The organism is Streptomyces sp. NPDC002730, assembly GCF_042888805.1.
Taxonomy (GTDB): domain Bacteria; phylum Actinomycetota; class Actinomycetes; order Streptomycetales; family Streptomycetaceae; genus Streptomyces.
Genome location: NZ_JBIAQG010000008.1, coordinates 306,288 through 320,146 on the forward strand (window position 1 = coordinate 306,288; position 13,859 = coordinate 320,146).

The window sequence follows — 13,859 nt, forward strand, 5'->3', positions numbered from 1 at the left end:
GGTCAATGCCACGAGCGGTGGGGCGCCATCGCAAACTGGCGCTGAAAAAAGGGACGCTGAGGACGCTTGGCGTCAGTGCAGGTTGAGCATGGTGGCTTTGCTGGGCACTCCTTGGGCGTTCAGCGCGAAGAGGAAGTATGTGCCTGGAAGCGCCACGCCCGGGTCGGCCGGCACCGTGACCTCATAGGCCCCCGTGCCTGTCTGGCGGAAGGTGAGCGGCACGCGGCGCTGGTCGTTGTCCGTGGAGTGGGTCGCGGCGCCCGCCCGGACCAGTGCGAACGAGGTGACCTCCGAGTCGGTGGTCACCGCGAGTTTCTCCCCGTTGGCCGCGTGGGCCGGGACGCCGCCGCTGATGACGGGCCGGGTTTTCTCGGTGCCATCGGCGTTGAGGAGATAGGGCGGGGTGAAGATCGCCCCGTCGGCGTGGTTGGTGGCGCAGGCGCCGCACAGGCCGCCGCCGCCGCTGAAGATGCGGCCGTCGGGCAGCAGGTTGGCGACGCTGTGGTAGTTGCGCGGCACCGCCATCGACGCCATCCGCGTGAACCTGCCTGTCGCCGGGTCCCAGATCTCCGGGGTCATCGCCGAGGTCGCGTCGCTGAACGGGACCGGGTAGGACTGGCCGCCGAAGACCGCGACCTTGCCGTCCGGCATCACGACGCTGTTGCCGAAGGCGCGGGCGTAGGCCATGTCGCCGGTGCGGGAGCTGACCGGCGTACCGCCCCCGTTGAGGTCGACGGTGTAGGCGCGCCTGGTCGCCTTCACGTTCTCGTACGCGGTGGCGCCGCCCAGGGTGAGCAGCTTGCCGATGTCGTATGCGACCGCGTTGCCGTTCATCGCGTCCGGGCTGTCGGCGCGGGTGCCGGCCGCGGTGATGCTGCCGTTGCCGCTGGTGGAGATCCAGTTGATCTGCTTGCTGGGGCCGAGGTGCAGCACGCGCCCCATCGAGGTGGCGTGCAGCCACTGGTGGTTGTCGGCGCGGTAGGGGCCGCGCGGGTCGGCGGTCATGGTCGTGGCGACGGGGACGCCGCTGAGCTTGCGCCATGTGCCGTTGGCGGAGGACCAGACCTCACCGCCCTTGCCGTCGTTGCCGCCGCTCCAGGATCCGCCGAGGACGAAGGCGTCACCGGTGGAGAGGAGCGTCATCGCCTGGTAGCCGCGTGCGACGTTCATGTCCGCGGTCGAGGTCCATGCGTCGGTCGCGGGGTCGTATATGCTGGCGCGCTTGGCGTTGGAGCCGCCGGTGACCAGGACCCGGCTGTCCTCGAGCACCGCGATGCCGGGGCAGAACATGTCGTGCCCGGTGTTGTCCACGCGGCGCTGGGTGACGCGGCCGGTCGCGAGGTCCATGATCGCGGTCTGGGTGTAGCCGTTGCTGCCGCCGAAGCGGTCGACGCCGTACGCGGACCACGCGAGCATCTTGTTGTTGGGCAGCACCGCGGTGGCGACGGGGACCAGCGGGAAGCCCGTCACTTTGCCCCACATGCCGTGGGCGGCGGGGTCGGCGGGACCGCTGACCCGGATCTCGGCCGCTGAGGACCACGGCCCGCGGCGCCCCGCCTCGGTGGTCGCGGTGAGCCGTACGTAGCGCGCGGTGACGGTACGCGTGAAGGTGGCGCCCTTCAACATGTCGTCGTCCTTCCAGGTGCCGCTCGCCACCGGAGTGCTGAAGGTGGTGCCGTTGGTGCTGGTGGTGACGGTGTAGGCGCCGATCCGGCCGTTGATGCCGGTGCGGCGGGGCTCGTAGGAGAGGGCGGAGACGGGGCGGGCCGTTTTCATGTCGATGGTGATGCTGTGCGGCAACGTGGTGGCCGTGGGTGTCCACTTGCTGTGCCACATGGTGTCGGGGTCGGCGTCCAGGGCGCGGGCTGGACTGTGGTTGCCCCTTGCCGTCTCGTGGTCGCTTGCGGTCGCGGTCCAGCCGTCGCGGGGCAGGTCGACCACGGAGGCGGTGGTGCCCGGATCGCCGAGCAGGTTGATCTCGCCGGCGCTGGTCCAGGGGCCGCGGCTGCCGGCCTCGGTGGTCGCGGTCAGGCGTATGTAGCGGGCGCCCTTGGGCGCGAAGCTCAGGGTCTTGACGGTGTTGTCGTCGGCCAGGGTGCCGGTGGCCACGGCAGCACCCCACGCGTCTCCGTCGGCGCTGAGGTGGATCGCGTACTCGCCGACCCGGCCGTTGATGCCGGTGGCACGCGGCTGGTAGACCAGCGCGGAGACGACCACCGTCTTCTTCATGTCGATGGTGATGCTGTGCGGCAACGCGGTGGTCGGGGCGGTCCACTTGCTGTGCCACATGGTGTCGGGGTCGGCGTCCAGGGCGCGGGCTGGACTGTGGTCGCCCCTCGCTGTTTCGTGGTCGCTTGCGGTCGCGGTCCAGCCGTCGCGGGGCAGGGTGGGCGCGGCGGGCTCCATGGCGGCGGCGGGGGCGGCCTGGTGGTGCGGGGCCGGCGGCGGGGACGTCGGGTCCGCCGCGGGCAGAGCCTGCGGCCCGGCGCTCGCGCTGCCGCCGAATATGAGGAGGGGGAGGAGTGCCGCGAGGGTTGCGGTCAGGGCCAGCAGGAGCAGGCTCCGGGATCTGAACCGGGACAGTCGCCTGAGACGCAACGGTGCGAAGCCACGGATCATGTCGACGTCCCCCCCACGAATAGGGCGTCGCCTTCCGCGGCGACGCCACGTGGGACATGACCATGGCAGTACGCCCCAGGGTTGTAAAGACTCTGCGGTCATCACGAACAGCCACGACGTGACGGGCGTCAAGCGGTGTTCGTCGTAAGAGGTTCAGCCCGTTCTGGGCCGCGATTGGACGATCCTCTGGCCGCACGATGGCGGTCATGACGGGAGGGGGATCACCGAGACCTGGCACCTGCCCGAGTGCTCGGCGGCGGCCGTGGCCGGTCACACGAGGGGTGGTCTCCGCTTCCATGCGGCGCGTACGGATTCACGCATGTCGTGGCCGTTCTCGGATTCCCTTTCCCCTTTCGGGCTCGCCGCGCCGGCAACTGGGTATCTCCTTCCAGGAGATACGGGGGCGTGGATGACGGCGGATGAGCAGAGCTACGGCCGTGCTTGGCTGAGAGCCCGACAAGTCGCGGCGGTCTGTCGCGTGCGTCAAAGCTGCGTCCACGAGGTCGCCGCAGCTCACGATGTACGGTGCGAGACGCGGACGGGCTACGGCACGTGGGGACCGAGCACATCGCGGGTGTATCACTACGAGGATGTGCTGCACCTGGCTGCTGCCCTCGACAACGGCACAGCATCCGTCGACCCGAGCCGGCGGACCGATACCCGTCAAGGGCGGCAAGCCCAGCTGCGTGAGCAGCTCACGGGATGCGGGTGCCTCCTGTTGATCGTGCTGGTGTTCGTCGTGTTGTGCGTGTGGGGGCTCTCCACCGACCAGCCAGGGGGCGAGCCCTCGTACTGGCATTGAACCTGACGCAGGTCACGTCGCGGCGTTGCTCAGGCCGGCAGTTGGCCGGCGACGGCTGGAGCGGGGCTCAGGTCAGCGGCGGGAGAGCCAGAGGGTGCAGAGACTGATGGGAGCGGTACCGGCCGCCGTGCTCATTTCGTGGACGAAGGCCGTATCCGCCCCGTGCCGCAGACGCCTGCTCTCAGGCGTGTGAGCCGGGCAGCGCCCCTGTTTCTCTTCGTTCTGACCCGGCTTCTTGAAGGGGCCGTTGCCCGCAGGCTCGATGTTGTTGGGGCTCGTAGATGGGAAATTCCCCACTTCTGTTCTTGGTTCCTCACTTCGGCGAGCCATCTGCGAGCGCCCGAGCGGTGGGCCAAGGTCAGATCAGGGGTGTATGTGCTTCAACGTGAATTCGGGCAGGGCGTACGGGCCGGCTTGCGGAGCTGCGGGGTCGGCAGGGATGTGGGCGTCGGTGATGCGTGCTGCGTGTACTTCGGCGTTGTCGGCAGGTGTGTAGGCCAGTTCGGATTCCGTGGGGAGTTCCCAGAAGCGGCGGGTGTTGGCGGAGACGGCGTACACGGTGGCGAAGCGAGTGGAGAGAGGGGCGGTGAGTGCGGCCCTGCTGAAGCCGACGGCATCCTGCGGGCTCAACCAGGTCGCGAGGTGGCGGGGCTCGGTGGGGGCCTCCTCGAAGCTACCGATGCGCAGGCAGATCACGGAGAGGCCGAACTTGTCCGCATAGAGCTGTCCCAGGGCCTCGATGGCTGCCTTGCTCACCCCGTACAGACCATCCGGGCGCACCGGTTCTTGCGGGCCGGTGAGATGCGCTGTGGGATAGAAGCCGGTCACGCGGTTGCTGCTGGCCAGCACTACACGTGGAATCGCCGTGCGCCGGGCGGCTTCCAGGACATGGTGGGTGCCCAGCACATTGGCTTCCAGGAGGTCGGGCAGCGGTGCTTCATCCGGCAGCCCGCCCAGGTGGAGCACGGCATCCGCACCCGAGAGCGCCGCTTCTACGGCGGGCGCATCTCGTAGGTCGACGGTGTGGACCACCTCGTTTGCTGCCTCTTGCTGAAGCGGAACGCGATCGAGCAGGACCAGCTGGCTCACCTCTGTGCGCAAGGCCTGCCGCACGACCGAGCCGATATTCCCTGCCGCACCAGTAACGACCACCGTTCCCAGCCCCACTGCGCCTCCCCTGCAAGACCTCAACCGCGCCCTCGGGCCGACGATGATCCTCTCATCTCCGGTCGTCGCGGCGACTGGGGACCGGGTTCGCCACCGTATGCCGTCGATCAGCTGCCGCGGCGTCCCTATCGGTGGCCGGCCAGGCTTCCTGCCCCTGGGTAACAGCGGCTCCAGCCGGAGCCCTGTGTATCCGTCAGATCTCCACGCGCCACCGGTGATCATCACAGAGCGTGATCCATCTCGGAAGTGGATGCCAGGCCGGTCACGGACAGGACCGCCTCGACCGTTTCATCGAGCGACTGCGCCGCGTTGTCGATCCAGGTTCCCTCCTGCTCGAGCTCTGCGCGCATCGCCGCGTCCAGCGGCGCCCAGTCCGTAGCCAAGACCTTCTGCCGCGCCTGGTTGCGCTGCCACGCTGTCGCCGGGCCCGGAGCCAGGATGACGATGTGGAGCGGCTTGGCCGTGAACGTCGTGCGGTAGAAGTCAAGGTGGGAACGGCGGACCACGACGTCGTCGAGCACGGGGATGAAGCCCGCCCTTGCGAAGCTGTCAGCCAGAAGACACGCGTTGCGAGCCCGCAGGAAGATCTGCCGGTCGGCTTCCGCGTTCTCAGTCGGCGAGGGCCATTGGCCTCCGCTGACGATCATCTGCTGGAGTGCATCCACCTCAACATGGGCCGACATCCCAAGCCGGGCAGCCAGCGCAGCGGCCACCGTGGACTTACCGCTCCCGGGAATGCCGGTCAGCAGGACAGCCCCGGCAGCCGGCTCGCGGTCGATGGGTACCAGGTGCAAGGTCATGCGAATCCTCCGTGCGGCAGCGATCAAGGCCTTGAGAGGGTAGATGACCGAACTGCCCCATAGCCCCGGCGAGCTCGGCCGTCCACAGGATGTAGGCGGCCGGCGGATGCAGCGGGATCGAAGCCGTCCAGAAGGCGATGGAGATCACGACGGCGGGGGTCGACCGGGGCTACTGTGCAGTCCTGACAAACCATCACGAAAGGATCGTGCTGTGGCCTCTCGACTCAACCCCTACATCAGCTTCGCCGGTGACGCCAAGCAAGCCATGGAGTTCTACAAGGACGTCTTCGGCGGCACCCTGACGGTCCATACCTTCGGCGACTTCGGCTCCGAGGCGCCGCCCGCGTACGCCGACAAGATCATGCATGGCCAGCTGGAGACCCCGAGCGGCTTCACGCTCATGGGCGCCGACAACCCTCCCGGCATGGAGCGCAAGCCCGGCAACAACTTCTCCGTGAGTCTGAGCGGCGACGACGCCGATGAGCTGCGCGGCTACTGGGAGAAGCTGTCCGATGGGGGAAATGTGTCGGTCCCGCTGGAGAAGCAGATGTGGGGTGACGTGTTCGGCATGTGTACGGACAAGTTCGAGATCGGCTGGATGGTCAACATCACTGAGGCCGGGGCCTGACGCTCCCTGGCATCGTCCCCAAGGGCCCTGCCACCGGTGTCGGGCTCTTGGGGCGGCCCGGGATCAGGGACAGCCGTCGTCGGCCGGCACTGCTCCGTACGCGCGGGATGGTGGCCCACCACCCACCACCCAGCACCGTCGGGCGGCGAGGCGGAGCTTTTGCGACGTGGCGAGCGGGGCGAAGCCTGCGATGCCGCGGCCGTTGGTGACCAGGACAGCGCCGAGGAACTGACGAGCCGTGCCGGTGAGCACCACCGCGGATGCCCGGAAATCTTCGAGACTGCCCGGACTTCGGAGTGACAGGACACCAGGCGCCGAGTCGGTAGCCGTCACGATCCACGTACTTCTGTGGGTTGAATGTTGCCGTGCTCGGCGAGGTAGGCGCGGGCTGCGTTCAGGCCGGGGCCTGACGCGGCGAGCGGCAGCGCGGACCCGCCGAGGTGGGCGGGGCCGCGCTGTCGCTCGCGTCTACAGGCGGGCCGGTCAGTTGGTGACCGGCCACTCCAGCGGTTCCTTGTAGAAGCCCTGGGTCAGCTCGACCGCGGCTGCCTTCTGGCCCTCCGGGATGAGGAAGGCGGTGCAGATCTTCTCCGACTTGCCCGCGCTCAGCTTCTTGTCCGTGTCCGGCGCTGGGCAGTTGGGCCATTTCGCCTCACCCATCAGGACGATGAGGGCACGGGTGCGCTGGCCGTTGACCGTCTTGACGACGAGGTCGTCGTCCATGTCGCCGATCTCCATGGCTTTGCCGCTCTTGTGAGTGAGCGTCGACCAAACGTAGACGGGTATCTGTGGGCCGTCCTTCGTGTCCTTCTTCAGCCCGGAGTTGTCCATGTCGGCCTTGGTGCCGGTCTGCACCTTGGTCGGTGTGACCGTGTACTTGGCGCCCGACGACTTCTGCATGTCGCTTTCCTTCTCCGGGCTGGCCTCACCCAGACGGAAGGTCTTCTTGCCGTCCGACGCGTCCGAACCGGAGTCGGTCGCGTGGGAGCCGGAGCCGGCCCGACTCTTACTCGACCCCGAGTCGTTGCAGCCGGTCAGTGCCAAGCCCAGCGCCAGAGCACACACCGCCGCCGGGATGGCACGAGTCCACGTACGCATCTCATCTCACTTTCCCCGTTGAATTCCCCGTTGTCCGGCCGGGGCAGCTCGCTCACGCGGCCAGACCCTCGATCTGCCGCACGATCTTGCCAGAACAGAATCATCACCTCGCGAGGGGGCCGCACCGCCGTACCGGCGGCGAGGTGTTGAGGGCGTGATCGCCCAGCTGCTCACCGCGCAGCTCCGAGCCACGCAATCCACGCGCCGTCGGGCGTTCTCCCGCAGTGCCAGTCTCGCTGGCGACCGGCGGTAGGTTACGGATGCCAGTCGGGCAATTGCCGGTCGTTTCCAGGGCGGGGCGGTGTTGACGCCCTATGCGCCGGAGGCCGAGTTGCCTGGCTTGCTTCGCACGCCCTGACCTGAGGACGGGCGACTACAACGGCGTGGAAGGCCTGGATATGAAGCGGTTCCATATCCCGCAGCATGGGAACTGAGTACTGGCCCCAGCCGCCACCGATGCGCACGCGCTGATCGACCCGGCCGTCCGCGTGGCCGACGTAGACCCACATCACGCCGGACTTGTCGACGGCCATGAGGTCGGCGTCTTGCGTGCCGCCGAGGTTCCAGCTACTCCACCCGCGCCGGGATCACCTACGGCGCCGGCAGCGATCGACCGCATGTGGACGTTTGTGCGAAGAAACGACACGGTTGCCTGGCTACCCCGGACAGGAAAGGGGCATTCGCCTTCTTTCGTGTGATGACAGGCGAAGTGATTAAGAAGGAGGGTGAGTCGGCACCTACAGGAGAGCTGAGGATCACGTATGACCGTTGAGGCCGACCGGGAAGCCGTGCAAGCACAAGCGTCCGGGCAGCAGAGTCTGGCGACGTCCGCCGCGCGGAACCTGGCGACGACCGCGAAGTCCGTTCCGCAGATGCAGGAGACCTCCTCGCGGTGGCTGCTACGGATGCTGCCGTGGGTGGATGTGCAGGGCGGAACCTACCGGGTGAACCGGCGGCTGAGCTACGCCGTGGGTGACGGGCGGGTGACGTTCGTGCAGACCGGCGGGCGGGTCTCGGTCATCCCGGCTGAGCTGGGGGAGCTGCCGGCGCTCAGGGGGTACGGCGACGAGGCGGTGCTGGGCGAGCTGGCCGGTCGTTGCGAACAGGTCGACTGCGTGCCGGGCACGGTGCTGGCCCGTGCCGGCGACGCGAACGACCGCGTCTTCCTGCTGGCGCACGGCCGCGTCGACAAAGTGGGCACCGGACCGTACGGCGGAGACGCCGTTCTGGGATTCCTGGCCGACGGCGCCTACTTCGGCGACCAGTGTCTGACCGAAACGGAGCCGGCCTGGGAGTGCACGTTCCGCGCCACCACCGCCTGCACGGTGCTGGTGCTGTCCAGGAGGGACGTCGACAACCTCGCCGCACGCGCCCAGTCGCTGGGCAGCCACCTGGACACGGTCGCGGCGCTCCCGCAGCAGCGCACCAACAGGTACGGCGAGGCGGCGATCGACCTCGCGGCCGGACACGTGGGCGAGCCACTCATCCCCCACACCTTCGTCGACTACGAGCCCAAGCCGCGTGAGTACGAGCTCTCCATCGCCCAGACGGTCCTGAAAGTCCACAGCCGCATCGCCGACCTCTACAACGATCCGATGGACCAGACCGAGCAGCAGCTCCGTCTCACCCTTGAGGCGCTGCGTGAGCGCCAGGAACACGAGCTCGTCAACAACCCGGAGTTCGGGTTGCTCAGCAACTGCGACTACGCGCAGCGCCTCCAGCCCCATGACGGGGTGCCCAGTCCCGACGACATGGACGAGTTGCTCTCGCGGCGGCGCGGCAACAAGTTCTTCCTCGCCCACCCTCGGGCCATCGCCGCGTTCGGCCGCGAGTGCAACAAGCGCGGCCTGTCCCTGGGGCGGGTGGACATCGGCGGTCACCGCGTCCCTTCCTGGCGCGGCGTGCCGATCTATCCGTGCGGGAAGATCCCCGTCAGTGAAGCTCGTACGACCTCGATCCTGTGCATGCGCACGGGTGAAGACGACCAGGGCGTGATCGGGCTGCGGCAGTCGGGGATCCCGGACGAGATCGAGCCGAGCCTGTCGGTGCGGTTCATGGGCATCGACGAGCAGGCGATCATCTCCTACCTCGTCACCGCCTACTACTCGGCGGCGATCCTGGTCCCCGACGCTCTCGGCATCCTGGAGAACGTCGAAGTCGGCCGCTGGCGCTGACCGGAGCCGACAGGCACCTCAACCGCCCCGCTGCCCCGGCGCGGTCGGCCGCACGCCGTCCGCGGCCGCTCGGGTTTCGCCCACGTATGACAACCCCACGCAGGCAGACCGCGCATGCCTCGCACGCGCGGCCACCAGCAGGCGCGCCCACCCGCCCCATCCGAAAGGCACTCCTCGCATGACCCGAACCAGTGGCGCCGGCGTCCCCCCGTGGACGTGGGACGGGCCGCCGGCCGCCCACCCACCAGTCCTTCCCACGGCCCCGACACCCCGTACGACCGCGCAGGCCCTACCGGCCGCGCCCTCGCACGTCGCGCTTGAGCGCCTGCTGGCCGGCCCCGCCGGGCTGGGCACGGCCGCCGCCCGCGCCATCCGCTCCCTCACCCCGTCCACGGCGTCGCAAGTGGCGCAGTCCGCCCGACAGGACGAGGTCCCACCGTCCGCCACGCAAGACCCCTCGGCCGGCCAGGGCACGGCGGTGCGGATCCCGCCCCTGTACTGCCCCGACGCGGTGCGTGACGACCCCGCCCTCGGGGAGGAGGTCAACAACCGTCTGGTCGACTGGGCCGCGGAGATCGGCATCTTCACCGGCCGCCTCGAACGCCTGCGCTCGCATCAGTTCGGGCGCCTGTTCATGCTCGCGCATCCCGACTGCGACGACCCCGACCGCCTGCTGGCCGCGGCCCGCTGCGGGCTCGCGGAATGGTCCGTGGACGATCACTGGGTCGACGAGGGCGACGACACAGAACCGGAGCTCCTGGGCTCCCGCCTCGCGATGGCCCACGCGGTGGTCGACCCCGTCCGCCTTCCCGCCCGCTACCTCGCGCAGTTCGAAGAACTCGTTCACCGGCAGCCCGTCCTGCGCGCCTTCCGATCCAGCCTCGCCCACCTGTCCCGGATCGCCAGCACCACCCAAGTGGCACGTCTGCGCCACGAACTCGCCGTCATGTTCGTCGGATACGGGCAAGAAGCCGAATGGCGCAGCAGCGGCCGCAAGCCCGCGGTGTGGGAGTACCTCCTGCACCGTTACGAAAACGCCTTCTACCCCTGCATGGTGCTGATCGACCCGGTCGGCGGCTACGAACTGCCCGCCCACGAGTTCGCCGACCCCACCGTGCGCCGCACCTACCTCTACGCAGGCATGGCCAACGTCCTGCTCAACGACCTCTACTCGATGGCCAAGGAAGACCCCGGAGACACCAACCTGCCCAACCTCATCGCCGCCGAGGACAACTGCTCCCTCCAAGAAGCCGTCGACCGCACGGCAGCCATCCACGACGAACTCATGCACACCGTCGAGGCCGACTGCGCCGTCCTGGCAGCGGCCGGCTCCCCCCAGCTGCGCCGCTACCTGGCCGGTCTGTGGGCGTGGATGGGCGGCAGCAAACAGTGGCACGCCACCAGCGCCCGTTACCAGAACGCGAACTGAACCCGTACAGAAACCCGTAAAAGGAGAAGCCCATGACCGTCCAGGACACCACCACCCATCCCCTGCGCAGCCTCTACCAGAAATCCGTCGCCAACTACTGGAACCTGGAGAGGAACCCCGTCAACCTCCGCCTGGGCGAGGTCGACGGCATCTACCACCACCACTACGGCATCGGCGACGTGGACTGGTCCGTCACCGAGGGCCCTGAGGAAACCCGCCAGGAACGGCTCACGGCCGAGCTCCATCGCCTGGAATGCGCCCAGGCCGACCTGCTGATGACCCACCTCGGCGACATCACCCCTGCGGACCGCCTCATGGACTCCGGTTCGGGCCGCGGCGGCAGCAGCTTCGTCGCCCACAGCCGCTTCGGCTGCCGCGTCGACGGCGTCTCCATCTCCGAAACCCAGGTCGCCTTTGCCAACGGCCAGGCCAAGGAACGCGGCGTGGAGGACGAGGTCCGCTTCCACCTCAAGAACATGCTCCACACCGGCTTCGCGAGCGACAGTTTCCAGGCTATCTGGAACAACGAGAGCACCATGTACGTGGACCTGGCCCTCTTGTTCCCCGAATACGCCAGGCTCCTCAAGCACGGCGGCCGCTACGTCACTATCACCGGCTGCTACAACGACGCCTACGGACTGCCGTCCCGGGCCGTCAGCGAGATCAACGCCCACTACATCTGCAGCATTCATCCCCGCAGCAGCTACTTCAAGGAAATGGCAGCCAACCGCCTCGTCCCCGTCAGCGTCATTGACCTCACCGAGGCCACCATCCCTTACTGGGAACTGCGCGCCAAGTCACCCCTGGCCACCGGCATCGAGAAGGCCTTCCTGGACGCCTACAAGGACGGCAGCTTCCAGTATCTGCTGGTCGCAGCAGACAAGGTCTGAACCGCGCCGGCCACCGAGCCGCCTGGCCCCAGCACCTCGGCCGGCCCCCAGGGGAGAGCCTGTTCACACCAGCTCATGAGGGCTCGCTCCTGTCTGATCCCAAGACGCTCCCATAGACCGCTGTTTGCGCCCTGCACCGCCGCGAGGCTCGCCGGTACTGCTCGAACATGTCCGGACATCGCAGCTATCCCAGTGATCTGTCCGATGCCCGCTGGGAGTTGATCGAGCCGGTGCCCACTCCTGGCAGCACGCAGCCGATGACGCCGGGTGACTCCGGTGTGCGCCATGGGCAGATGCTGCCGACGGCCGATGATTGGGGGCGCCCGGTCTGCAGGGTGTCACCGGCGTCTCGTAGGCTCCCGGCCATGAGCGACGGGGAATCCGGCAGACGGGTCATCGATGGACGCTTCGAGCTGGAGGCGCGGCTCGGTGGCGGCGGTATGGGGATGGTGTGGCGGGCGCGTGATCTGGTGCTGGACCGGGCCGTGGCACTCAAGGAGGTGCGGCCGTCCGATCCGGGGCTTGCGGAGTACGACCCGGAGGCGGCGGCGATGCTGCGGGCCCGGGTGCTGCGGGAGGCGCGGGCGCTCGCCCGAGTGGACCATCCCAATGTGGTGACTATCCACCACGTGGTGGACGACGGTGGACTCGCCTACCCGTGGCTCGTCATGGAACTGGTGACCGGCGGATCGCTCCAGGACCGGCTGGATAAGGGGCCGATGGCGCCCGTCGAGGCCGCCCGGCTCGGGCGAGAGGTGCTGGCCGCGTTGCGAGCCGCGCACGACGTCGGGATCCAGCACCGGGACGTCAAGCCCGCGAACGTGCTGCTGCGGCCGGACGGCCGCCCGGTGCTCACCGACTTCGGCATCGCCGCGATCAGGGAGTCGACCGTCCTGACCGCGACCGGGTCCATCATCGGCACGCCCGACTACATGGCCCCCGAGCGGATCTCCGGCGACGACGGCGGGCCCGCCTCCGACCTGTGGTCGCTGGCGATGATGCTGTACGTCGCCGTCGAGGGGAACAATCCGCTGCGCAGGGCGACAACGCTGGCGACGCTGGCGGCCGTCCTCCGCGAGGAGCTTCCGCCGCCTCGCCGGGCGGGGCCCCTGACCGGGGTACTGGCCGCCGTACTCGTCAAGGACCCGGCCGCGCGGCCGGACCCGGATACCGTCGACCGGATGCTCGCGGCTGCCGTGGAGGGCGGCCCGAGCGCTCCGAGGGGGACCGGCGAGCCCACGTCGTACCGGCTGACGCCCCCGCCGGGAGGGGCGACCGGGCCGTCCGTACCGGCAGGCTTCGGGCAGCCGACTCCGCAGCACGCCGTGCCGGGACCGATAGGGCCGCCGACTCCCTACCCAGCGGGCCCGACGCGGCAGACTCCGTCCCCGCCGAACCGTGGGAAGCACCGGATCGCTGTCGCGACGTCCATCGTAGGCACCGTACTGGTCGGCGTCCTGGTGTGGGCCCTGCTGCCGGACGGCAACAAGCAGGGTGGCGACACGGCGCCGAACTCACCAGGTGGTTCCTACGTCACCGGGTCGCGGACTCCGACACCGACTCCCACGCCCACTTCCACGCCCACTTCCACACCCTCGAACTCCGTCGCGAAGAACGATCTGCTGACACCGGACGGCATTCGGACGGCGGTCAAGGAGATCAAGGCCGCGACGGGCACCGACCGTGCGTCCGACCTCACCGTCTACCCGGAGTACGTGTCCGTGGACATCATGGTCAAGGGCAGCAACACGCGGTACGACAGCTACACCTACCGCGTCGGCCAGGGAGTGGTGAAGGGCATCATCAGCAGCACGCTGTCGGGCGGCGACCGCCCGTTCAGCCTGGACGATTTCGACTGGGACGTCGTCCCTGCCCTGCTGAGAAGGGCGGAGAAGGACCTGAACGTGAAGAAGCCGACCATGCGCTACCTCGTGGTCCGGCCCGCCGACGAAACCTTCGACACCCCTCTCGGCCTGGCGGTCTACTTCGCCGACGACTATGCCAGCGGCTACCTGGACGCCGATCTCAAGGGCAAGGTGACGCGGGTGATGCCTGCCGAGAGCTGACCCGCCGTCGGCTACGCGCAGGCGGCGTGGCTCACAAACGCGGCCCAGGCCTCGGGAGTTACGTCCTCGCCGGCCACCGGCCGGTACGACTTCGGCTGGGGGAGGCGGATGACTCACCAATGATTCCCTCTCCCGGTGATGCGGAGAGCCGCACACAACGGCAGGCAGTCTTCCGCAGTATCACCC

Annotated in this window: 10 protein-coding genes; 6 read left to right on the forward strand and 4 right to left on the reverse strand. The window is 68.6% G+C overall.

Annotated features, from left to right (window positions below):
* Positions 1 to 72 precede the first annotated feature (72 nt).
* Entirely contained in the window at positions 73 to 2,619 is a 2,547-nt protein-coding gene (locus ACFYXH_RS22075) for a discoidin domain-containing protein (RefSeq protein ID WP_389565482.1), read from the reverse strand.
* Between the two features lie 574 nt (positions 2,620 to 3,193).
* Here ACFYXH_RS22075 and ACFYXH_RS22080 point away from each other — a divergent pair.
* Positions 3,194 to 3,421 carry a hypothetical protein gene (locus tag ACFYXH_RS22080; protein WP_389565484.1) on the forward strand — a complete coding sequence of 76 codons (228 nt, stop codon included), beginning with the start codon at positions 3,194 to 3,196 and terminating at the stop codon, positions 3,419 to 3,421.
* Between the two features lie 363 nt (positions 3,422 to 3,784).
* Here ACFYXH_RS22080 and ACFYXH_RS22085 read toward each other — a convergent pair whose 3' ends face one another.
* Both ACFYXH_RS22085 and ACFYXH_RS22090 read right to left on the reverse strand, forming a co-directional pair.
* On the reverse strand, positions 3,785 to 4,588 hold the full coding sequence (locus ACFYXH_RS22085) for an NAD-dependent epimerase/dehydratase family protein (RefSeq protein ID WP_389565487.1): 804 nt from the start codon (positions 4,586 to 4,588) through the stop codon (positions 3,785 to 3,787).
* A gap of 221 nt (positions 4,589 to 4,809) precedes the next feature.
* Positions 4,810 to 5,388, reverse strand: coding sequence for an AAA family ATPase (locus ACFYXH_RS22090; RefSeq protein ID WP_389565489.1), 579 nt, complete (start codon positions 5,386 to 5,388; stop codon positions 4,810 to 4,812).
* Between the two features lie 211 nt (positions 5,389 to 5,599).
* Here ACFYXH_RS22090 and ACFYXH_RS22095 point away from each other — a divergent pair, with 211 nt between their 5' ends.
* Positions 5,600 to 6,016 carry a VOC family protein gene (locus ACFYXH_RS22095; protein WP_389565492.1) on the forward strand — a complete coding sequence of 139 codons (417 nt, stop codon included), beginning with the start codon at positions 5,600 to 5,602 and terminating at the stop codon, positions 6,014 to 6,016.
* A 483-nt stretch (positions 6,017 to 6,499) separates the two neighbouring features.
* Here ACFYXH_RS22095 and ACFYXH_RS22100 read toward each other — a convergent pair whose 3' ends face one another.
* Positions 6,500 to 7,114, reverse strand: a complete 615-nt coding sequence (locus ACFYXH_RS22100) for a hypothetical protein (protein WP_389565495.1) — start codon at positions 7,112 to 7,114, stop codon at positions 6,500 to 6,502.
* Between the two features lie 761 nt (positions 7,115 to 7,875).
* Between ACFYXH_RS22100 and ACFYXH_RS22105 the strand changes: the two genes are divergently transcribed.
* From ACFYXH_RS22105 to ACFYXH_RS22120, 4 genes are all read left to right on the forward strand, one after another.
* Entirely contained in the window at positions 7,876 to 9,288 is a 1,413-nt protein-coding gene (locus ACFYXH_RS22105; RefSeq protein ID WP_389565498.1) for a family 2B encapsulin nanocompartment shell protein, read from the forward strand.
* Between the two features lie 178 nt (positions 9,289 to 9,466).
* Complete coding sequence (locus ACFYXH_RS22110) at positions 9,467 to 10,717, forward strand: family 2 encapsulin nanocompartment cargo protein terpene cyclase (RefSeq protein ID WP_389565501.1); 1,251 nt, start codon at positions 9,467 to 9,469, stop codon at positions 10,715 to 10,717.
* 32 nt (positions 10,718 to 10,749) lie between these two features.
* A complete protein-coding gene (locus ACFYXH_RS22115; protein WP_389565503.1) occupies positions 10,750 to 11,607 on the forward strand; it encodes a geranyl diphosphate 2-C-methyltransferase in 858 nt (285 codons plus the stop codon).
* Between the two features lie 365 nt (positions 11,608 to 11,972).
* Positions 11,973 to 13,673: a protein kinase gene (locus ACFYXH_RS22120; RefSeq protein WP_389565506.1), complete on the forward strand. Its 1,701-nt coding sequence runs from the start codon at positions 11,973 to 11,975 to the stop codon at positions 13,671 to 13,673.
* The last annotated feature ends 186 nt before the right edge of the window (positions 13,674 to 13,859 follow it).

Bases quoted from the DNA above. Each gene is read 5' to 3' on its own strand.
- ACFYXH_RS22105 (WP_389565498.1), top strand. From the start codon at position 7,876: ATGACCGTTGAGGCCGACCGGGAAGCCGTGCAAGCACAAGCGTCCGGG.
- ACFYXH_RS22115 (WP_389565503.1), top strand. From the start codon at position 10,750: ATGACCGTCCAGGACACCACCACCCATCCCCTGCGCAGCCTCTACCAG.
- ACFYXH_RS22110 (WP_389565501.1), top strand. From the start codon at position 9,467: ATGACCCGAACCAGTGGCGCCGGCGTCCCCCCGTGGACGTGGGACGGG.
- ACFYXH_RS22100 (WP_389565495.1), bottom strand. From the start codon at position 7,114: ATGCGTACGTGGACTCGTGCCATCCCGGCGGCGGTGTGTGCTCTGGCG.
- ACFYXH_RS22120 (WP_389565506.1), top strand. From the start codon at position 11,973: ATGAGCGACGGGGAATCCGGCAGACGGGTCATCGATGGACGCTTCGAG.
- ACFYXH_RS22075 (WP_389565482.1), bottom strand. From the start codon at position 2,619: ATGATCCGTGGCTTCGCACCGTTGCGTCTCAGGCGACTGTCCCGGTTC.
- ACFYXH_RS22090 (WP_389565489.1), bottom strand. From the start codon at position 5,388: ATGACCTTGCACCTGGTACCCATCGACCGCGAGCCGGCTGCCGGGGCT.